Below are 18,313 nucleotides of genomic sequence, written 5' to 3' on the forward strand. Positions count from 1 at the left end.
CAACCGGTCCGGCTGTTGCATAGCTTTGGCCGAGCTCGTGCCCCGATCTGTGGGCAGTTCAGCCGACCGGAAGGGGAGCGCCCACCCGTGTTCCAGTACGTCGTGGAGCGATGGAACCAGATCTGGTTCGCATCGTGGCAGCACTTCTCACTGGTCGTCCAGTGCGTCGTCCTCGCCACGGTCATCGCCGTGGTGCTCGCCACACTCGTCTACCGCAGCCCGCGCCTGACCGCGTTCGCGAACGGGGTGTCGGCCATCGGCCTCACCCTGCCGTCGTTCGCCGTCATCGGCCTGCTCATCGTCCCGCTCGGCTTCGGCGTCCTGCCGTCGGTCGTGACGGTCGTCTTCTTCGCCGCGCTGCCGATCCTGCGCAACGCGGTCGTCGGTCTCGCCGAGATCCCGCCTGCCGTCGTCGAGTCGGCTCGTGGCATCGGCATGAGCCGGTTCCGCACCCTGCTGCAGGTCGAGCTGCCGATGGCGTGGCCGATCATCCTGAGCGGTGTCCGGGTGGCCGCGCAGATGGTGATGGGCATCGCCGCCATCGCCGCGTACGCGCTCGGCCCCGGGCTCGGCGGCTTCATCTTCTCCGGGCTGTCCCGCCTCGGCGGCGCCAACGCCCTGTTCTCCGTCGTGGTCGGGGTGGTCGGCGTCGTCCTGCTCGCCCTGGTCCTCGACCTGCTCCTCATCGGCCTCGGCCGCCTGACCATCTCGAGAGGTATCCGTGTCCAGCACTGACTCCGCCACCACCACCGCGCTCGACGGGGACGTCACCGGGCGCAGCATCCTGCTCGACGAGGTCACCAAGCGGTACCCCGGGCAGTCGAAGCCCGCCGTCGACGGCATCACGCTCGAGATCCCGGCCGGCAAGATCGTCATGCTCGTCGGCCCGTCCGGCTGCGGCAAGACGACGACCCTCAAGATGATCAACCGCCTGATCGAGCCCACCCAGGGCCGGATCGTCGTCGGCGACGACGACGTCACGGGCATCGACGGTGACGAGCTCCGTCGCCGCATGGGCTACGTGATCCAGGCCGGCGGGCTCTTCCCGCACATGACCGTCGCGGCGAACATCGCGATCGTGCCGAAGATGCTCGGCTGGTCGAAGGAGAAGATCGCGGCGCGCGTCGACGAGCTGCTCGACCTGGTCTCGCTCGACCCCGACACCTACCGCGACCGGTTCCCCCGCGAACTCTCCGGTGGCCAGCAGCAGCGCGTCGGCGTGGCCCGCGCGCTCGCGGCGGACCCGCCCGTCCTGCTCATGGACGAGCCGTTCGGTGCGGTCGACCCGATCACCCGCCAGCGCCTGCAGGACGAGCTCCTGCGCATCCAGGAGGAACTGCACAAGACGATCGTCATCGTCACGCACGACTTCGACGAGGCCGTGAAGCTCGGCGACTGGATCGTCATCTTCACCGAGGGTGCGCACATCGTGCAGTACGACACCCCGGAGCGGATCCTGGCGGAGCCCGCGAACGAGTTCGTCGAGAACTTCATCGGTTCCGGTGCCGGCCTGAAGCAGCTCACGCTGAACCGCGTGCGCGACGTCGAGGTCGAGTCGGCCGTGACGTGCTCGCCCGGCGAAGAGGTCAAGGCCGTGCTGCAGCGGATGAACGAGGCCGGCGGGCACCAGCACGCCGTCGTCGTCGACCACCGCCAGCGGCCGATCGGGTGGCCGTCGCGCCGCCAGCTCGAGCGTCTCGAACGCATCCCCGACGGCGTCGAGCCCGGCCTGCCCGTCGTGGGCGAGGCAGCGACGCTCAACGACGCGCTCGACACCATGCTCGTCTCGAGCGCCGGCGCCGCACTCGTCACCGGTCGTCGTGACGCGTTCCGCGGGGTCATCACCGTCGAGACCGTGATGGAGGCGATCACCCGCTCCCGCGCGACCGCCGCAGGCGACCAGGCCTACACGCCGGTCGGAACGAACACGAACCCGATCGAGACCATGCCGTCGTCACCGGTGTCGGCCATGCCCACCGGAGAAGACCTGTGAGCGCAGTCGTCACTGCCGGCCCCGCCACCGGTGCGAGCACCTCGTGGAAGGGCCTGCTGTTCCAGCCGATCGCGATCCTGGTCGTCCTGGCCGGCTTCGCGGTGTGGCTCGCGACGGCGGACCTGACCCCGACGGAGCGCACGACGCTCAACCCGGCGGACATCCTGGCCCTGACCGGCCAGCACCTCGTGCTGACCCTGCAGTCGACGGTCCTGGTGCTCGTGATCGGCATCCCGCTGGGCGTCGTCCTTACGCGCGGGCCGCTGCGCCGGGCGAGCCCGTACGTGCTCGCCGTCGCGAACTTCGGGCAGGCGGCCCCGGCCGTCGGTCTCATCGTGCTGCTCGCCGCCTGGCTCGGCCTGAACAGCTCGTCCGCCGTCATCGCGCTCGTGCTCTACGCGATCCTGCCGGTGCTCCGGAACACCATGATCGGCGTGCAGAGCGTCGACGACCGCCTGGTCGAGGCCGGTCGCGGCATGGGGATGAGCGCCTTCAGCGTGCTGATGCGCGTCGAACTGCCGCTCGCGGTGCCCGTGATGCTCTCGGGCATCCGGACCGCCCTCGTGCTGCTCGTCGGCACGGCGAGCCTGGCGACCTTCGTCGGTGCGGGCGGACTCGGTCTGCTCATCACCACGGGCGTGACGCTGTTCCTGCCGAAGGTGCTCGTCTCGGGGGCCCTGCTCGTCGCCCTGCTCGCCCTCTCCATCGACTGGCTCGGCCGCGTGGTCGAGACGGTCGCACGACCGAAGGGACTCCGATGACCCGCCGCACCCGCAGCACCCGCCGCACCCGCACCCGGGTCGGAGCCGCCGCGTTCGTCGCCGGTGCCACCGCCCTCGTCCTGACCGGGTGCGGCCTGCAGCCCGCCACCTCGTTCGTGCCCGAGGCCGGCGCCGGCTCCATCCAGCGCATCGACGACCTGCCGGCCGGCGCCCACCTCACCGTGACGTCGAAGAACTTCACCGAGCAGCTCGTGCTCGGCAAGATCGCCGTCCTCGCTGCCAAGGCCGCCGGGTTCGACGTCACCGACGAGACGAACGTGCCCGGCAGCGTCGCGGTCCGTGAGCTGATGACCTCGCACGCGGCCGACTTCACGTACGAGTACACCGGCACCGCCTGGCTGACCTTCATGGGTCACACGAAGGGGATCCCGGACAAGACCGAGCAGTGGACGGCGGTGAAGAAGGAGGACGCCGGCAACGGGCTGACCTGGCTCGAACCGGCGCCGATGAACAACACCTACGCGTTCGCCGTCCGCAACGAGGCCGTCAAGGAGCTCGGGGACGTCAAGACGCTCTCCGACATCACCAAGCTGCCGGTCGACCAGCGCACGTTCTGCGTGGAGTCGGAGTTCAACTCCCGTGCCGACGGCTTCAAGCCGATGCTCAAGAAGTACGGCTTGGAGCTCGGTGGTTCCGGGTCGAACGGTGTACCGAGCAGCAACGTCAGCATCCTCGACACCGGCACGGTCTACACGGCCACCGACCGCGGCAAGTGCAACTTCGGTGAGGTCTTCACCACCGACGGCCGCATCAAGTCGCTCGGGCTGACGGTGCTCGAGGACGACAAGGGGTTCTTCCCGGCGTACAACGTCGCGCCCGTCATCGACTCGAAGACACTCAAGGAGTACCCGCAGCTCGAGGGGATCTACGACCAGATCTCGCCGAAGCTCACGGACGCCGTGCTGCAGGAGCTGAACCGTCAGGTCGACGTCGAGGGGCGTGAGCCGGCGGACGTCGCCTTCGACTGGATGGTGAAGGAGGGCTTCATCACGAAGCCCTGACCGTTCTCGACGCGCGCACCGACGGACGGGAGGCACGGTGCCAGCTGGCACCGTGCCTCCCCTGCGTTGGTGTTCGCGTCTCAGGCCGCGGCGATGCGCGCAGCCGTGTCGCGGATCGACGCGACCACCGCGGCCCGCACCTGCTCCGGGTCGGAACCCTCGTGCCGAGCGGCACTGCGGAGGCCCGTCATGCACATGCCGAGCAGCATCTCGGCCGCCTGCGGGGTCGCGGCCTCGGGGCCCCAGGCCGGGTCGCGCTCGAGGATCGTGCGCACCGCGCCGGTCATCGCCTCGGCGACCGTGGTCATCCGCGCGACCTGCCGACGCATCAGCTGCGGGAACCGCACGATGACGGCCTTGCGCTCGAGCCGCTCGTGCTCGTCGCCGAACGACGACCCGAACACCAGGAACGCCAGGTCCACCACGGCCTGCGCCGCCGGCTCCCCCGCGACGGCGGCCAGGTGCGCCTGGAGAGTGGCGGGTTCGAGGTCGAGCTCGGTGTGCCCGAGGACCGCGTCCTCCTTGCTCTCGAAGTAGTTGAAGAACGTCCGCGGGGAGACGTCGGCCCGCGCGGCGATCTGCTCGATCGTGGTGCCGTCGACGCCCTGCTCGAGGGCCAGGGACCGAGCCGCCTCGGCGATGCGGTTGCGGGTCTCGATGCGCTTGCGGTCACGGAGACCGAGTTCTGACGGCGTCGCGGAGTCGGGCATGGCCCGACTGTAACCGGACCGTCACATGATCTACAGCAAACGCAAACTTGCAGTCGTGCATCGGACACTACGGTGAACCCATGACCACTCCCGTGCTCGAGGCCCGTGACCTCGCCAGGACCTACGGCCGCGGCGCGACGCGGTTCGACGCGCTCAAGGGGGTGTCGCTGGCGGTGCACCAGGGCGAGAGCCTGGCGATCGTCGGCAAGTCCGGCTCCGGCAAGTCGACGCTGATGCACCTGCTCGCACTGCTCGACAAGCCGTCGGCCGGACAGGTGCTGCTCGACGGCACCGACGCGGCGACGCTCGGTGCGCGGCAGGTCAACCGCACCCGGAACAGCACCTTCGGGTTCGTGTTCCAGCAGTTCTTCCTCACGCCGAAGACCTCGGTGCTCGACAACGTCGTGCTCCCGCTCAAGATCGCCGGTGTCTCCGGAGCCGAGCGGAAGCGCCGGGGCATGGCGGCGCTCGATGCGCTCGGGCTGGCAGACAAGGCGAAGAACGACGCCAACGACCTGTCCGGCGGGCAGAAGCAACGCGTGGTCATCGCCCGGGCGCTGGTCGGCGAGCCGAGCGTGATCTTCGCCGACGAGCCGACCGGCAACCTCGACACGAACACCGGACAGGTGGTCGAGGACATGCTGTTCGGGCTGCAGCGCGAGCGGGGGATCACGCTCGTCGTGGTCACGCACGACGAAGAGCTCGCCGCGCGCTGCGACCGCAGCGTGAACGTCCGCGACGGCCTGATCGTCGGCGGACCCGATGACGCGGTCGACGCGTCTGCCACGCACGGAAGGCACTCCGCATGAACTTCCTCGACCTCCTGCGCACCGCGGTCTCGAACACCTTCCGCTCGAAGCTGCGCACGACCCTGACCGTCATCGCGATCTTCATCGGCGCCTTCACGATCACCCTGACCTCGGCGATCGGCACGGGCGTCAGCAACTACATCGACAGCCAGGTCTCCTCGATCGGTGACGACGGCACCCTGGTCGTCACGAAGGCCGTGGACTCCACCTCGACCGACAGCGGCCCGGCGAAGTACGACCCCGAGGCCTCGGGCCAGAGCGTCGACCGTGGCCCGGCGTCGTTCTCGTACCTGTCGCAGTCCGACGTCGACGCGATCGAGAAGACGGACGGCATCAAGAGCCTCCGCCCCGCGGTCGCCCTCGCACCGAAGTACGCCGAGTACGGGGACCAGGGCAAGTACGTCGTGTCGCTCACGGCCAACGCCGGCGAGCTCGACGCCGACCTGGCGAGCGGCAAGCAGCTCGACGACGAGACCGACGCCAACCAGGTGATGCTGCCGACCGACTACCTGAAGAACATGGGCCTCGGCAGCGCCTCGGCCGCCGTCGGCAAGGAGCTCACGTTCGCCGTCGACGACTACCAGGGCAAGGCGCACACGCTCACCGCCACCGTCGTCGGGGTGCAGAACGAGTCGCTGTTCGGCAGCGGTGCCGGGGCGAACGCCGCACTGACCGACGCCATGCAGGCCGCGCAGGAGATCGGCAAGCCCGACTCGATCGCGACGTCCTACGCCAGCGCCACCGCGACGCTCGACACCGACGCCTCCGTCACCACGGTCAAGAAGTCCCTGGCCGATGACGGGTTCCTCGGCCAGACCATCCAGGACCAGCTCGGCCAGTTCCAGACCGTCATCAGCGGCATCGTCGGGGTCCTGAACGCCTTCGCCGTGATCGCGCTCGTCGCCGCGGGCTTCGGCATCATCAACACGCTGCTCATGAGTGTGCAGGAGCGCACCCGCGAGATCGGCCTGATGAAGGCGATGGGCATGGGTGGCGGCAAGGTCTACACGCTGTTCTCGCTCGAGGCGGTGTTCATCGGGTTCCTCGGCAGTGCCATCGGCGCCGGGGTCGCGATCCTGCTCGGCACCGGGATCTCGAACGTCCTGGCCGGCACGTTCCTCAAGGACCTGCCGGGGCTGCAGATCATGCAGTTCGCGCCGGGGTCCGTCGCCACGATCATCCTCGTCGTGATGTTCATCGCGTTCCTGGCGGGCACCCTGCCGGCACGACGAGCCGCACGGCAGAACCCGATCGAGGCGCTCCGGTACGAGTGACAGGCATGGCTGCCTAGTGTCGGAACGGTGACGACGTTCGGACGCGACCTCGGTGACGGCTACACGCTGACGCTGCGCGACCTGACGACCGTCGATCACGTGCTCGCACTCGTGCACGCCAACACCGATCGTCTGCGAGCCGCCGAGCCCTGGGCCTGGGACCCCCAGACCCGCGAGGCCATCGCCCTGCACACCGAGCGGCTGCTCGGCCAGTTCGCGATGGACCGCGCGCTGCCCTGCGTCATCCGCCAGGACGACCGGATCGTCGGGGTGGCCTCGCTGACGTTTGACCCGTACCTGGGCCAGGCATCGCTCGGCTACTGGGTGGACGCCGGACAGGAGGGCCGTGGTGTCGTCCGGCGGGCGGCCACCGTGTTGATCGGGGTCGCCCGGGCGCGCGGGTGCGCACGGATGGAGATCCGGACGGCGGTCGACAACGCGCGGAGCCGGGGGCTCGCCGAGCGGCTCGGCTTCGCGCACGAGGGCACCCTGCGCGGGGCGCTGCCCCTCGGGCCCGAGCGTGTCGACGTCGCGGTGTACGGCCTGCTGCTCTGACGCCCGTCGCCGTCGTGCAGGCCGACCGACACCGGTCGCCGGTATCGTCGGAGCATGGCCTTGTTCGGACGACGCAACCACGACGTGCGCGATCGACCCATCAGCCAGGTCGAACTGAAGCGGGCGGTCGACGAGGGCTTCCTCATCGCGAAGGCCGCCGTCACCATCGCGGTGGCCAACCGCATCATCACGAACGCCCTGCGTGACCAGGGGTACTTCGACCACGCGCTCATCGCCGAGGCCACGCGCGAGGAACTCCACCGCATGGCCGAGGAACAGCGGGGCGACGCCGCACGGATGCGGGAGATCCGCTCCACCTCGAGCAAGCAGAAGGGCCGTTCTCGCCACCAGCACGACTACCGGCGAGGCGACGACCTGAAGCTCCGGATGCGCGAGGCCACGTACGAGCAGCTCGCCACCATGCTCGACAAGCGGCGCGACGACCAGCACTTCGTCGACGGGATCGTGCTCGCCGCGCGGGCCCGCGCCTGGGACGACATCGGCACCACCGTCGTCGGACGCCTCGGGTGGGCACAGCGTCCGGCCGACGACTACGAGATCGGCCGTGACGACCGGCTGCAGCAGATGCTCGACGAGGACTTCGCCGAGTTGCTCGCCGAGCACCCCGTCGGATCGACCCCGGTCGACGCCGACGAGCCCGACGACGCCGATGGTGACCAGGACGAGTCGGACCCGGCCGATCCCGACACCTCGCGCACCTGACCGACACCACACGCAGTCACGAGTCCCTAGGCTCGGTGCATGGTTGATGCGGTGGTCGTCGGAGCGGGACCGAACGGGCTCGCGGCAGCGGTGACGCTCGCACGCGCCGGACTGTCGGTCGAGGTCGTCGAACGGAACGACACGATCGGCGGCGGCGCCCGCACGGCCGAGCTCACCCTGCCCGGCTTCCTGCATGACGTCTGCTCCGCCGTGCACCCGATGGCCCTGCAGTCCGAGTTCTTCCGGCTGTTCCGGATGGAGGAGCGCATCGAGCTCCGCCTGCCCGAGGTGCAGTACGGCCACCCGCTCGACGGCGGCCGCGCCGGCATCGCCTACCAGGACCTCGACCGCACCGCCGCCGAGCTCGGGGTGGACGGGCCGGCCTTCAAGCAGCTGATGGCCCCGCTGGCGGAGAACGCCGACCAGGTCGCCGACTTCGCGACCGACGCGCTGCTGCACGTGCCGCGGCACCCGCTGACGGTCCTGCGCTTCGGCCTGCGGGCGCTCGAACAGGGCACCGCCGCGTGGAACCTGCGCTTCCGCGGTGAGGCCGCCCCGGCGATGGTGTCCGGCGTCGCCGCGCACTCGATCCAGCACCTGCCGTCCCTGTCCACCGCGGCGGCTGCCCTGTCGCTCGGCTCGTACGCGCACGCCCGCGGCTGGCCGGTGCCGATCGGTGGCAGCCAGGCGATCGTCGACGCGCTCGCCGCGGACCTCGTCGCGCACGGCGGCCGCATCGTCACCGGGCAGGAGGTCCGGTCGCTCGGTGACCTCACCCCGGCGAAGGCGGTGCTGTTCGACACCAGCGTGCCGGGCATGCTCCGGATCGCGGGCAAGCAGATCCCGACCCCGAAGCACGGTGCACTGCGGCGCTTCCGGTTCGGCAACGCGGCGGCGAAGGTCGACTTCGCGCTGTCCGACCCGGTGCCGTGGACCAACGAGTCGCTGCGGAAGGCCGGGACCGTGCACATCGGCGGGACCCGCCAGGAGATCGCGGAGGCCGAACGGGCGGTGGCGCACGGGCAGCACGCCGAGCGCCCGTACGTGCTCGGCGCGGAGCCGACCGTGGTGGACCCGACCCGCGCCCCGAAGGGCAAGCACGTCTTCTGGGCCTACGCGCACGTCCCCGCGGGGTCGGACGTCGACCCGACCGAGGCCGTCACCCGCCAGATCGAGCGGTTCGCGCCGGGGTTCCGCGACGCGATCCTGTCGTCGAGCTCCCGCACCGCCGTGCAGATGGGCGAGTACAACCCGAACTACGTCGGTGGCGACATCGCCGCCGGTGCCGCGAGCTTCTGGCAGCTCGTCAAGCGCCCCGTCCTGTCCAGCGACCCGTGGCGGATGGGCGGCGGCATGTACCTGTGCTCCGAGTCCTCCGCGCCCGGCCCCGGCGTGCACGGCATGGCCGGGTGGCACGCGGCGAAGAGCGCACTCCGGCACACCTTCGGCCTGCCGGAGGACGTCGACCTCACCCCGGAAGGCTGATCACCATGGCGAAGAACGTCCGCATCCTGCACTGCCGTCCCGGAGCCGTGTTCGACGTGCTCGGCGACGGGTGGCTCTACACGACCTGGGTGGTCGGGGCCTCGCGCATGCGCAAGGAAGAGTCCGGCTGGCCGCAGGTCGGTACCCACCTGCACCACTCGTTCGGCGCGTGGCCGATCGTCATCAACGACGTCACGACGTCGCTGGTGTGGGAGCCGCCGCACCGCATGGTCATCCAGCCGAAGGGCTGGCCCATCGGCGAGGCCCGCGTCGAGCTGACCGTCGAACCGCACCGGCACGGCAGCAAGGTCACGATCACCGAGAACGCGGTGGCCGGGCCGGGTTCGTACGTGCCCGACTTCCTCATGCAGCCGCTCATCTGGATCCGCAACCGCGAGACCCTCCGCCGCCTCGAGTGGGTGGCCGTCGGGCGCGCGGCGAACGCCTGAGACGTCCCCACGAACGGACGGGAGGCGCGTGGCGGCGCCGCCACGGCCTCCCGTCCGCCCTGTGGGTGCGTCGACTACTCGGCGCGCGAGAACTCGCTGGCCCGCGCCACCTGGTCGTCGGTCAGGGCGACGCCCGTGTACCGCTCGAACTGACGGGCCGCCTGCAGGGCGATGACCTCGGCGCCGGTGATGACGTGCTTGCGGGCGTCGCGCCCCGCCCGCACGAGCGGAGTCTCCGACGGGAACGCGACCACGTCGAAGACGGTGTGCGCCGCCTCGATCCGTTCCGTCGCGAAGGCGAGTGCGTCCTGCTGGTCGCCGCGCATGCCGAGCGGGGTGACGTTGACGACCAGGTCGGTCTCCCCCGCCTCGCGCTCGTCGGCGACCCACTCGTAGCCGTACTGCGACGCCAGGGCCGGGCCGGTCTGCTCGTTGCGCGCGACGACCGTCAACCGGTCGAAGCCGGCGCCGCGGAACGCCGCCGTGACGGCCTTGGCCATGCCGCCCGAGCCGCGGAGGAGCACGCGCGAAGCCGGGTCGACCTGGTGCGACCCGAGCAGGGCGGCGATCGCCTCGTAGTCGGTGTTCGACGCGGTGAGCACGCCGTCGTCGTTCACGACCGTGTTGACCGACTGGATCGCGGCGGCGGAGTCCTCGATGTGGTCGACCAGTGGGATGATCGCCTCCTTGAAGGGCATCGACACCGAGCAACCGCGGATCCCGAGCGCACGGATGCCGGCGACGGCGCCGGGCAGATCGGTCGTGGTGAACGCCTTGTACAGGAAGTTGAGGCCGAGCTCGTCGTACAGGAAGTTGTGGAACCGGGTGCCGATGTTGCTCGGTCGCGCGGCCAGCGACATGCAGACCTGCATGTCCTTGTTCAGGATGGGCATGCCCCCAGTCTCGCACCCTCTCGCTTTCGCGTCCTCGCAGGGATGGAGCGGTCCACGCAGACCGCGTGCCGCGCTCCGGGGTAGCGTCGGTGCCGATGACTGAGATCCCGGAGACCATGCGCGCTGTCCGCTTCGACGAGTGGGGTGACCGATCGGTCCTGCACGTCGCCGAGGTGCCCGTTCCCGAGGTGACGCCCGGGCGGGTGCTCGTCCGCGTCCGCGCCGCAGGCATCAACCCCGGTGAGTCGGCCATCCGCCAGGGTACGTTCGGCGGCGACCTGCCGTCCGGGCAGGGCACCGACTTCGCCGGCATCGTGGTGGCCGTCGGGGCCGAGGTGGACGGCGTCGACGAGGGCGAAGAGGTCATCGGCTGGTCGTGGGACCGCGCCAGCCAGGCCGAGTACGTCTCCGTGCCGGCCGTCCAGGTCGTCCAGAAGCCACGCCTGCTCGACTGGACCGTGGCGGGTGGCCTCGACGTCATCGCGACCACCGCGGCCGCAGCCGTCCGCGCGGTCGACCCGCGTCCGGGCGAGACCGTCGTGGTGTCCGGCGCCGCCGGCGGGGTCGGCGGCTTCGTCACCCAGCTGCTCGCGAACGAGGGCATCGACGTCATCGCCGTCGCCTCCGAGGCGAACCACGAGTGGCTCCGTTCCAAGCGTGCACGGCCGGTCGCGTACGGCGACGGCCTGCAGGAGCGCATCACCGAACTCGCGACGAACGGCATCGACGCGGTGATCGACACCCACGGCGCCGAGTACGTCCGGCTCGGCATCGCCCTCGGGGTGCCGGTCGACCGCATCGAGACGATCATCGCGTTCGACGAGGCCGCCGAGGTCGGGGCGAAGGCCTCGGGCAGCGCGGACACCGCCGACCCGGAGATCCTCGGGGCGCTCGCACTGGAGGTCGCGAACGGCGCCATCGAGGTGCCGATCGCCGCGACCTACCCGCTCGACCGCGTGCAGGACGCCTTCGAGGAGCTCGAGCAGGGCCACACCCGCGGCAAGATCGTCCTCATCCCCTGACCCCGGGGCCGCTCAGGGCCGGTCCGGGGGTTTCCCCCACCACGCTCGGGGTGCGTCCCGGATGCGCTCGACCGGCGGCGTTGCGTAGCGTCGTCGGTATGAGCACACTCTCCCGTCCCCGCAACGGTCGTCTGCTGGCCGGCGTCTGCGCGGGTCTCGCCGACCGCTTCAACCTGTCCCGCACCCTGGTCCGGGTGGTCTGGGTCATCCTGAGCTTCTTCCCCGGGCCGCTGTGGATCGCGTACGTCGTGCTGTGGTTCGTGATGCCGCCCGAGGGTGGTCGGCGGCGCTGAGCACCGGTCCGTCCGGACGGGTTAGTGTGGCGGCGTGCCGGTCTCCGTCTTCGATCTGTTCAGCGTCGGTGTCGGCCCCTCGAGCTCGCACACGGTCGGCCCGATGCGGGCCGGTGCCGAGTTCGCCACGCTCGTCCGTGGCCTGCCCGTCGCGTCCGTGGTGGTCGACCTGTACGGGTCCCTCGCGTCGACCGGGCAGGGTCACGGCACCCTCGGTGCCGTCGTCGCCGGGCTCATGGGGTCGCACCCGGAGACCGTCGACCCCGATGCCATGGTCCTCGCGCTCGACGCCGTGGAACGCGACGGTGTCCTGCGCCTCGATGGCGGTGCGAGCGTGCCGTTCCGCCTCGCCGACATCGTCCTGCACCCCCTGACGATGCTGCCCCGGCACCCGAACGCCATGCGGCTGCGTGCCCGTGACGCCGACGGGACCGACCTGGCCGACGAGACCTACTACTCGATCGGTGGCGGGTTCATCGCACGGGACGAGGCGGCGGAGCCCGCGGCCGACGCATCCGCTGCCGTCGCCGGTGCCGCGATCCCGGTCGACGACGCCGTGCCGTACCCGTTCTCGAGCGGCGCCGAGCTGCTCGCCGCGTGTGCCGGTTCCGGCCTGCCGATCAGCGGCGTCGCCCTGGCGAACGAGGCCGTCACCCGGACGGACGCCGAGATCCGGTCCGGACTGCTGGGCATCCACGGCGTGATGGAGTCGTGCGTCGACCGATCCGTCCGCCGGGGCGGGTGCCTGCCCGGGGGACTCGACGTCCGCCGCCGCGCCGCCACCTGGCACGAGCAGCTCACCCGCGAGGACCCCGACCACGACCCGCTGTTCGCGATGGAGTGGGTGAACCTCGTCGCCATGGCGGTCAACGAGGAGAACGCCACCGGAGGCCGCGTCGTCACCGCCCCGACGAACGGCGCAGCCGGCATCATCCCCGCGGTCCTGTACTACGCGCTCACCTACGTGTCCACGGTCGCCGACGCCCCCGCCGCCGAACGGGACGACGCCGTCGTCCGGTTCCTGCTCACCGCCGGGGCGATCGGGTCGATCTACAAGGAACGGGCGTCGATCTCCGGTGCCGAGGTCGGCTGTCAGGGCGAGGTCGGTTCGGCGGCGTCGATGGCGGCTGCAGGGCTCGCCGAGGTCCTCGGGGGCACGCCGGAGCAGGTCGAGAACGCCGCCGAGATCGCGATGGAGCACAACCTCGGGCTGACCTGCGACCCGATCGGTGGCCTGGTGCAGATCCCGTGCATCGAGCGGAACGCGATCGCGGCGAACAAGGCGATCAACGCCGCCCGGATGGCCCTGCGTGGCGACGGGGTGCACCACGTGTCGCTCGACCAGGTCGTCGAGACGATGCGGCAGACCGGGGCGGACATGTCGTCGAAGTACAAGGAGACCGCGATGGGCGGGCTGGCGGTGAACGTCCCGCTCTGCTGAGCGCCAGCTCGCGCCCGTTTGCGCCCGCTCGCGCGTCAGGCGTGCAGGAGCGTCAGCAGCCGTGCGGTCTCGGTGGCGATGGCGTCCCGGCCCGCCGACACGTACTTGCGCGGGTCGACGACGTCCGGCCGCTCGTCGAGCACGGTACGGAGCGCACGGGTGAACAGGCCGTTCAGGTGCGTCGAGATGTTGATCTTCGTCATCCCCGCGTGCACGGCGCCACGGAGTTCGTCGTCGGACAGGCCCGAGGACCCGTGCAGCACGAGCGGCACCGGCACCGCGGCACGGAGGCGCTCGACCAGGTCACGGTCCACCGACGCCTCGCGGGTCTGCATCGCGTGCGAGGTCCCCACCGCGACCGCCAGGGCATCGACCCCGGTGTCAGACACGAACGCGGCGGCGTCGGTCGGATCGGTGCGGACGCCCGGGGCGTGCACGCCGTCCTTGCCGCCGACCTCGCCGAGCTCGGCCTCGATCGCGACGCCCGCGGCGTGACACCGAGCGGCGAGCTCGCGGGTCGCTGCCACGTTGGCGGCGAAGTCCAGGTGTGAACCGTCGTACATGACCGAGTCGACGCCCAGGTCGACGCCGGCCGCCACCAGCTCCGGGTCCTCGATGTGGTCGAGGTGCACGAGGACCTCGACGTCGGCGGCACGAGCGACCGCCTGGGTCGCAGTCGTGATCGGTGCGAGGCCGCCGTGGTACCGGACGCAGTTCTCGCTGATCTGCAGGATCACCGGCAGACCTGCCAGCTCGGCGCCGGAGACGATCGCCTCGGCGTGCTCGAGCAGCACCACGTTGAACGCACCGACCCCGCGGCGTGCCGTGCGGGCGGTGTCGAGCAGGCCGGTGAGGGCGAGGTCGGTGATCATGCGGGGGTCCTCGTTCGGTCGTTTGCGGGAGCAGGAGCGGGCGGGGTGGACAGGAAGCGGTCGACGTCTGCCGGGTCGACCACGCCGGCCACCGGCTGGAGGACGGCGGCGGCCCCGTGCGCGGCGGCGGACCGCAGGGCTCGGAGCAGGGTGGCGTCGTCGGGGGCCGGGACGCTGCCGTCAGGCCCAGGGAGACCAGCACCGACGAGAACATCGACCAGGACACCGACGAGTCCGGCGGTGGCTGCGTCGCCGGCGCCGGTGGGGTTACCCGAGACCCCGGGGACCGCCGGCACCTCGAGCACGTGCTCGGTGGTGTGGGCGGCGATGCCGTCGGAGCCGCGAGAGACCACGACGACCGTCGCGCCGAGTCCGAGGAGCCGGAGTGCCCCCGAGCGCTCGTCGTCGGCGCCCGTGGCCTCGAGTAGTTCCTCGCGGTTGGGCTTGCAGACCGTCGCGCCGGCCGACGCGGCAGCCAGCAGCGCGGTGCCCGAGCAGTCGACCACGGAGAGCACACCGCGGCGGCGGGCGGTGGTGACCCAGCGGGCGACGACCGTGGGGTCGGTGTCGCGGGGCAGTGAGCCCGACACGACCAGGGCCGCGGCGGCCGGGGCGCCGGCGGCACCGCGGGTGCCGCCGGCGACGCCGTCGTCGAGCAGTTGCTCGACCGCGGTGGTGACGGTGTCCCACTCGCCGGGGCTGAGCACGGGGCCGGGCTCGCCGAACATCGTCGGGTGCGCGAGGTCGTCCGCCACCGTCACGGTCGTGCGGGTCTCACCACGGACGGCGACGTCGGTGTGGGCGAGCCCGAGGTCGTCGAGGGCATGGGCGATCCAGTGCCCGCCGTCGCCGCCGAGGGGCAGCACGGCGTGGGTCGGGACACCGGTGGCGGCGAGGACCCGCCCGACGTTCAGGCCCTTGCCGCCGGGGCGCCGCTGGACCTCGAGCACGCGTTGGGTCTCGCCGATGCGCTGTTCGGCGACCCGGTAGGTCACGTCGACGGCCGGGTTCGGGGTGACGACGAGGATCACGCGACCACCGCCGTCGGCAGGGCTCGGACGCTGCCACGCTCCGGGTCGAGCACGACCAGGTCGGCGGGGGCGCCCACGCTGAGCGGTGCCGGAGCCCCGAGCAGGCGTGCGGCACGCCCCGCGGACGCCGCGACGACCTCGGGCAGGTCGGTCCCGGCGTCGAGCAGGCGGCGGACGGCGTCGGCGACCGTGACCGTGCTGCCCGCCAGCGACGAACCGTCGGCGAGCACGGCGAGACCGTCGCGGACGGTCACCGCCGATCCGGCCACCGTGTACGCGCCGTCGGGGCAGCCGGTCGCCGCCATGGCGTCGGAGACCAGGACCATCCGGCCCGGAGCACTGCGCTGCACGAGGGCGACCGTCACGGGATCGAGGTGGTGGCCGTCGACGATGCACTCGAGCAGCACACGGTCGTCGGAGAGCGCGACCCCGACCGGCCCGGGCGCACGGTGGTGCAGCGGGGGCATCCCGTTGAACAGGTGGGTGACGAGCGAGGCCCCGGCGTCGACCGCGCGGCGGGTCTGCTCGGCGGTGGCGTCGGTGTGGCCGATGGCGACGACGACCCCGGCGTCGACGAAGCGGGCGACGGCGTCGAGGGCACCCGGCAGCTCCGGCGCGAGGGTCACGATCCGCAGGGCGCCACCGGCGGCGTCGCAGTAGGCGTCGACCTCGGCGGGCTCCGGGGCGTGCAGCAGGTCGACGCGGTGCGCCCCGCGACGGGCGGTCGCGAGCCACGGCCCCTCCAGGTGCAGCCCGGCGAGCGTGCCGTCCGCGACGAGTGGCCGGAGCCGGGTGAGGGCCGCCACGGTGCCCGCGCGCTCGCCCGTGGCGATGGACCCGACCAGGGTGGTCGTGCCCCGTGACCGGTGGTACCCGGCGGCGGCGCGGGCGTCCTCGGCGGAGCACCCGGCGAAGTCGTGCCCGAGCGCCCCGTGGGCGTGCAGGTCGACGAACCCGGGCACGACCACACCGTCGACGGTGACGGCGGTGTCCGTACGCATCGGGGACCCGGTACCGGTCGCCAGCACGGTGTCGTCGTCACCGATGACGAGCCAGCCGTCGTGCAGGTCCGCCTGGGCCGTGACGATGCGATGGGCCCGGACGAGGGTGGTCACAGCAGGACCCCGGTCTCGGTCTCGAGCAGCGTGCGTGCGAGGAGCCCCGCTCCGATGGCGCCGGCTGCGTCGCCGTGCCGGGCGGGGACGACGACGGGGACACGGACGCCCTGCAGGCGCTCCGTGACGGCGTCGCGCAGCGGGTCGAGCAGCAGCGGCCCCGACTCGGCGAGTCCCCCGCCGACGATGATGGTGTGGACCCCGGCGACCGCGGTCGTCCAGGCGAGCGCGTCGGCCAGGACCGCGACGCAGTCGTCCCAGACCGCACGGGCTGCGGGGTCGCCCTGGCGGACCAGGAGCATGGCGGCGTGAGCGGACGGCGCGCCGGAACGACGTGCGACTCCCCCGGCGGACGCGATCTCCTCGACGCGGTGGCCCGCGTGCGGACCGATCTGGATGCGGACCTGCCCGATCTCCCCCGCCCAGCCACCGCCGGACACGACGACGCCGTCGACCACCAGGGCGCTCGCGAGCCCGGTGCCGACCGGCACGAACGAGACCGACCCCCGCGAGAGCGCCGGGTCACCGGCCCGGACCTCGGCCAGGGCGCCGGCGCGGACGTCGTGGCCGAAGGCGAGCGGCACGTCGATCCCGTGACGCAGGAGCTCGGCACGGACGAGGTCACGCACCGGGACGTCGCGCCACCCGAGGTTGACGGACAGGTCCACGGTGCCGCGGGTCTCGTCGACGACGCCGGGGGTCACCACCCCGATGGCTCCGAGCGGCGCCCGTCGGGTGGCCTGTGCGGCCAGTTCGGCGACGACGGCGGCGAGGCGCTCGGCGCCCGGGTCGTCGCGCGGCGTCGGTACCCGAGTCTCGTCGAGGACGAGTCCGTCGGCCGTCGTCAGCCGGGTCTTGATGCCCGTGCCGCCGACGTCGACCCCGAGCACCGCGCCTGCGCCACCCATCAGGTGAGGATGACCGACCGGGTGAGCGACCGGGGGTTGTCCGGGTCGAGCCCGCGTCCCTCGGCCAGGGCGACGGCGAACCGGTGCACCACGACGAGTCCGGCGATCGGGTCGAGGTCGTGCTGGACGAAGCGGGCGCCGGTGGCGGCGACCTCGTCGGCCAGCCCCTCGGGTGCCGTCCCGAGCGACCAGACGAGCCGGCCGGGCTGGGCGATCGCGATGGGACCGTGCCGGTAGTCCATCGCCGGGTAGGACTCAGCCCAGAACTGCGCGGCCTCACGCGTCTTGAGCGCGGCTTCGAACGTCAGGCCGACGGCGGCCCCACGACCGACGAACGAGACCTGCTCGGCGTCGAGCAGGTCGTCGATCGGCACCGTCAGGGCGGTCTCGGCCTGGGCTGCGAGCGCGTCGACGTCGTCACCGATGGACGCCCGCAGCAGTGCGAGCGTCGTGGTGGCGAAGCGGGTCTGGACGACCGAGCGCTCGTCGGCGAAGGGCAGGGCGACCACCTGGTCGGCGACGGCCGCGGCAGGGCTGTCGGCGACGGCCGTGATCAGGACGGTCCGCTGCGACGGCAGGGCCTGCAGCAGGTCGACGATCTCGGTCGTCGTACCCGAGCGGCTGATCATGAGCACGCGGTCGTACTCGCGGGACGCGGGGTACTCGGACCCGGCGAAGGAATCGGTCACACCGAGGCCCGCCTGCTCACGGGCGACGGCGTAGCTCATGGCGATGAACCAGCTCGTGCCGCAGCCGATCACGGCCACGCGTTCGCCCGGCTGGGGGAGTGCGTCGGCGAAGGTCGGCAGGAGCGTGGCGGCTGCACGCCAGGTCTCCGGCTGCGAGGCCAGTTCAGCGCTCACGAAGGTGTCGGTCATGGGAGCCTTCCGGGTCCGGATCGATCCGGGTGATCGATGATCAGGAAGCGTAGCGAGCGATCGTGCGCAAGGGAAGGGC

The 18,313-nt window shown here is 71.8% G+C and carries 20 protein-coding genes; 13 read left to right on the forward strand and 7 right to left on the reverse strand.

The features are described from left to right. The first annotated feature begins 87 nt into the window (after positions 1-87). Genes DEJ12_RS02200 through DEJ12_RS02215 form a run of 4 tightly spaced genes read left to right on the forward strand, consistent with a single transcriptional unit; the run spans position 88 to position 3,776 of the window. Positions 88-735, forward strand: a complete 648-nt coding sequence (locus DEJ12_RS02200) for an ABC transporter permease (protein WP_071245638.1) — start codon at positions 88-90, stop codon at positions 733-735. Further along, positions 722-1,993: an ATP-binding cassette domain-containing protein gene (locus tag DEJ12_RS02205; RefSeq protein ID WP_111028895.1), complete on the forward strand. Its 1,272-nt coding sequence runs from the start codon at positions 722-724 to the stop codon at positions 1,991-1,993. Before DEJ12_RS02200 ends, DEJ12_RS02205 begins: the two co-directional genes overlap by 14 nt. After that, positions 1,990-2,754: an ABC transporter permease gene (locus tag DEJ12_RS02210; protein WP_111028896.1), complete on the forward strand. Its 765-nt coding sequence runs from the start codon at positions 1,990-1,992 to the stop codon at positions 2,752-2,754. The genes DEJ12_RS02205 and DEJ12_RS02210 overlap by 4 nt, the downstream gene beginning before the upstream one ends. Further along, positions 2,751-3,776 carry a glycine betaine ABC transporter substrate-binding protein gene (locus tag DEJ12_RS02215; protein WP_111028897.1) on the forward strand — a complete coding sequence of 342 codons (1,026 nt, stop codon included), beginning with the start codon at positions 2,751-2,753 and terminating at the stop codon, positions 3,774-3,776. Before DEJ12_RS02210 ends, DEJ12_RS02215 begins: the two co-directional genes overlap by 4 nt. An 80-nt stretch (positions 3,777-3,856) precedes the next feature. On the opposite strand, the gene DEJ12_RS18155 is transcribed toward DEJ12_RS02215, so the two are convergent. Next, a complete protein-coding gene (locus DEJ12_RS18155; protein ID WP_111023379.1) occupies positions 3,857-4,486 on the reverse strand; it encodes a TetR/AcrR family transcriptional regulator in 630 nt (209 codons plus the stop codon). Positions 4,487-4,566: 80 nt separating this feature from the next. Here DEJ12_RS18155 and DEJ12_RS02225 point away from each other — a divergent pair, with 80 nt between their 5' ends. From DEJ12_RS02225 to DEJ12_RS02250, 6 genes are read left to right on the forward strand one after another with little or no spacing between them, the layout of a single operon-like run. Next, on the forward strand, positions 4,567-5,295 hold the full coding sequence (locus tag DEJ12_RS02225) for an ABC transporter ATP-binding protein (RefSeq protein WP_031260145.1): 729 nt from the start codon (positions 4,567-4,569) through the stop codon (positions 5,293-5,295). Then, on the forward strand, positions 5,292-6,569 hold the full coding sequence (locus tag DEJ12_RS02230; protein WP_111028898.1) for an ABC transporter permease: 1,278 nt from the start codon (positions 5,292-5,294) through the stop codon (positions 6,567-6,569). The genes DEJ12_RS02225 and DEJ12_RS02230 overlap by 4 nt, the downstream gene beginning before the upstream one ends. A gap of 27 nt (positions 6,570-6,596) precedes the next feature. Further along, positions 6,597-7,124 (forward strand): GNAT family N-acetyltransferase, encoded by a 528-nt coding sequence (locus tag DEJ12_RS02235; RefSeq protein WP_181433002.1) that lies wholly within the window; start codon positions 6,597-6,599, stop codon positions 7,122-7,124. Between the two features lie 54 nt (positions 7,125-7,178). Continuing rightward, a complete protein-coding gene (locus DEJ12_RS02240; RefSeq protein ID WP_111028900.1) occupies positions 7,179-7,847 on the forward strand; it encodes a hypothetical protein in 669 nt (222 codons plus the stop codon). A 39-nt stretch (positions 7,848-7,886) separates the two neighbouring features. Then, positions 7,887-9,332, forward strand: a complete 1,446-nt coding sequence (locus tag DEJ12_RS02245) for an NAD(P)/FAD-dependent oxidoreductase (RefSeq protein ID WP_111028901.1) — start codon at positions 7,887-7,889, stop codon at positions 9,330-9,332. A gap of 5 nt (positions 9,333-9,337) precedes the next feature. Next, positions 9,338-9,781, forward strand: a complete 444-nt coding sequence (locus DEJ12_RS02250) for an SRPBCC family protein (RefSeq protein ID WP_111028902.1) — start codon at positions 9,338-9,340, stop codon at positions 9,779-9,781. Positions 9,782-9,855: 74 nt separating this feature from the next. Here the strand turns inward: DEJ12_RS02250 and DEJ12_RS02255 are convergent, their stop codons facing one another. Beyond that, on the reverse strand, positions 9,856-10,674 hold the full coding sequence (locus DEJ12_RS02255) for a shikimate 5-dehydrogenase (RefSeq protein ID WP_111028903.1): 819 nt from the start codon (positions 10,672-10,674) through the stop codon (positions 9,856-9,858). 95 nt (positions 10,675-10,769) lie between these two features. On the opposite strand from DEJ12_RS02255, the gene DEJ12_RS02260 reads away from it, so the two are divergent. From DEJ12_RS02260 to DEJ12_RS02270, 3 genes are all read left to right on the forward strand, one after another. Further along, positions 10,770-11,696, forward strand: coding sequence for an NADP-dependent oxidoreductase (locus DEJ12_RS02260; RefSeq protein WP_258370453.1), 927 nt, complete (start codon positions 10,770-10,772; stop codon positions 11,694-11,696). A 98-nt stretch (positions 11,697-11,794) separates the two neighbouring features. Beyond that, positions 11,795-11,989 carry a PspC domain-containing protein gene (locus tag DEJ12_RS02265; protein ID WP_027466823.1) on the forward strand — a complete coding sequence of 65 codons (195 nt, stop codon included), beginning with the start codon at positions 11,795-11,797 and terminating at the stop codon, positions 11,987-11,989. Positions 11,990-12,023: 34 nt separating this feature from the next. Beyond that, positions 12,024-13,430, forward strand: coding sequence for an L-serine ammonia-lyase (locus tag DEJ12_RS02270; RefSeq protein ID WP_111028904.1), 1,407 nt, complete (start codon positions 12,024-12,026; stop codon positions 13,428-13,430). 35 nt (positions 13,431-13,465) lie between these two features. Here the strand turns inward: DEJ12_RS02270 and DEJ12_RS02275 are convergent, their stop codons facing one another. Genes DEJ12_RS02275 through DEJ12_RS02295 form a run of 5 tightly spaced genes read right to left on the reverse strand, consistent with a single transcriptional unit; the run spans position 13,466 to position 18,234 of the window. Further along, on the reverse strand, positions 13,466-14,302 hold the full coding sequence (locus DEJ12_RS02275; RefSeq protein WP_111028905.1) for a class II fructose-bisphosphate aldolase: 837 nt from the start codon (positions 14,300-14,302) through the stop codon (positions 13,466-13,468). Then, on the reverse strand, positions 14,299-15,333 hold the full coding sequence (locus tag DEJ12_RS02280; protein WP_111028906.1) for a 1-phosphofructokinase family hexose kinase: 1,035 nt from the start codon (positions 15,331-15,333) through the stop codon (positions 14,299-14,301). Before DEJ12_RS02280 ends, DEJ12_RS02275 begins: the two co-directional genes overlap by 4 nt. Then, a complete protein-coding gene (gene nagA, locus DEJ12_RS02285; protein ID WP_111028907.1) occupies positions 15,330-16,448 on the reverse strand; it encodes an N-acetylglucosamine-6-phosphate deacetylase in 1,119 nt (372 codons plus the stop codon). Before nagA ends, DEJ12_RS02280 begins: the two co-directional genes overlap by 4 nt. After that, entirely contained in the window at positions 16,445-17,356 is a 912-nt protein-coding gene (locus tag DEJ12_RS17920) for an ROK family protein (RefSeq protein WP_111028908.1), read from the reverse strand. The genes nagA and DEJ12_RS17920 overlap by 4 nt, the downstream gene beginning before the upstream one ends. Then, positions 17,356-18,234, reverse strand: coding sequence for an SIS domain-containing protein (locus DEJ12_RS02295; protein WP_111028909.1), 879 nt, complete (start codon positions 18,232-18,234; stop codon positions 17,356-17,358). The genes DEJ12_RS17920 and DEJ12_RS02295 overlap by 1 nt, the downstream gene beginning before the upstream one ends. Positions 18,235-18,313: the final 79 nt, after the last annotated feature.

This window comes from Curtobacterium sp. MCLR17_059 (assembly GCF_003234665.1).
GTDB lineage: Bacteria > Actinomycetota > Actinomycetes > Actinomycetales > Microbacteriaceae > Curtobacterium > Curtobacterium flaccumfaciens.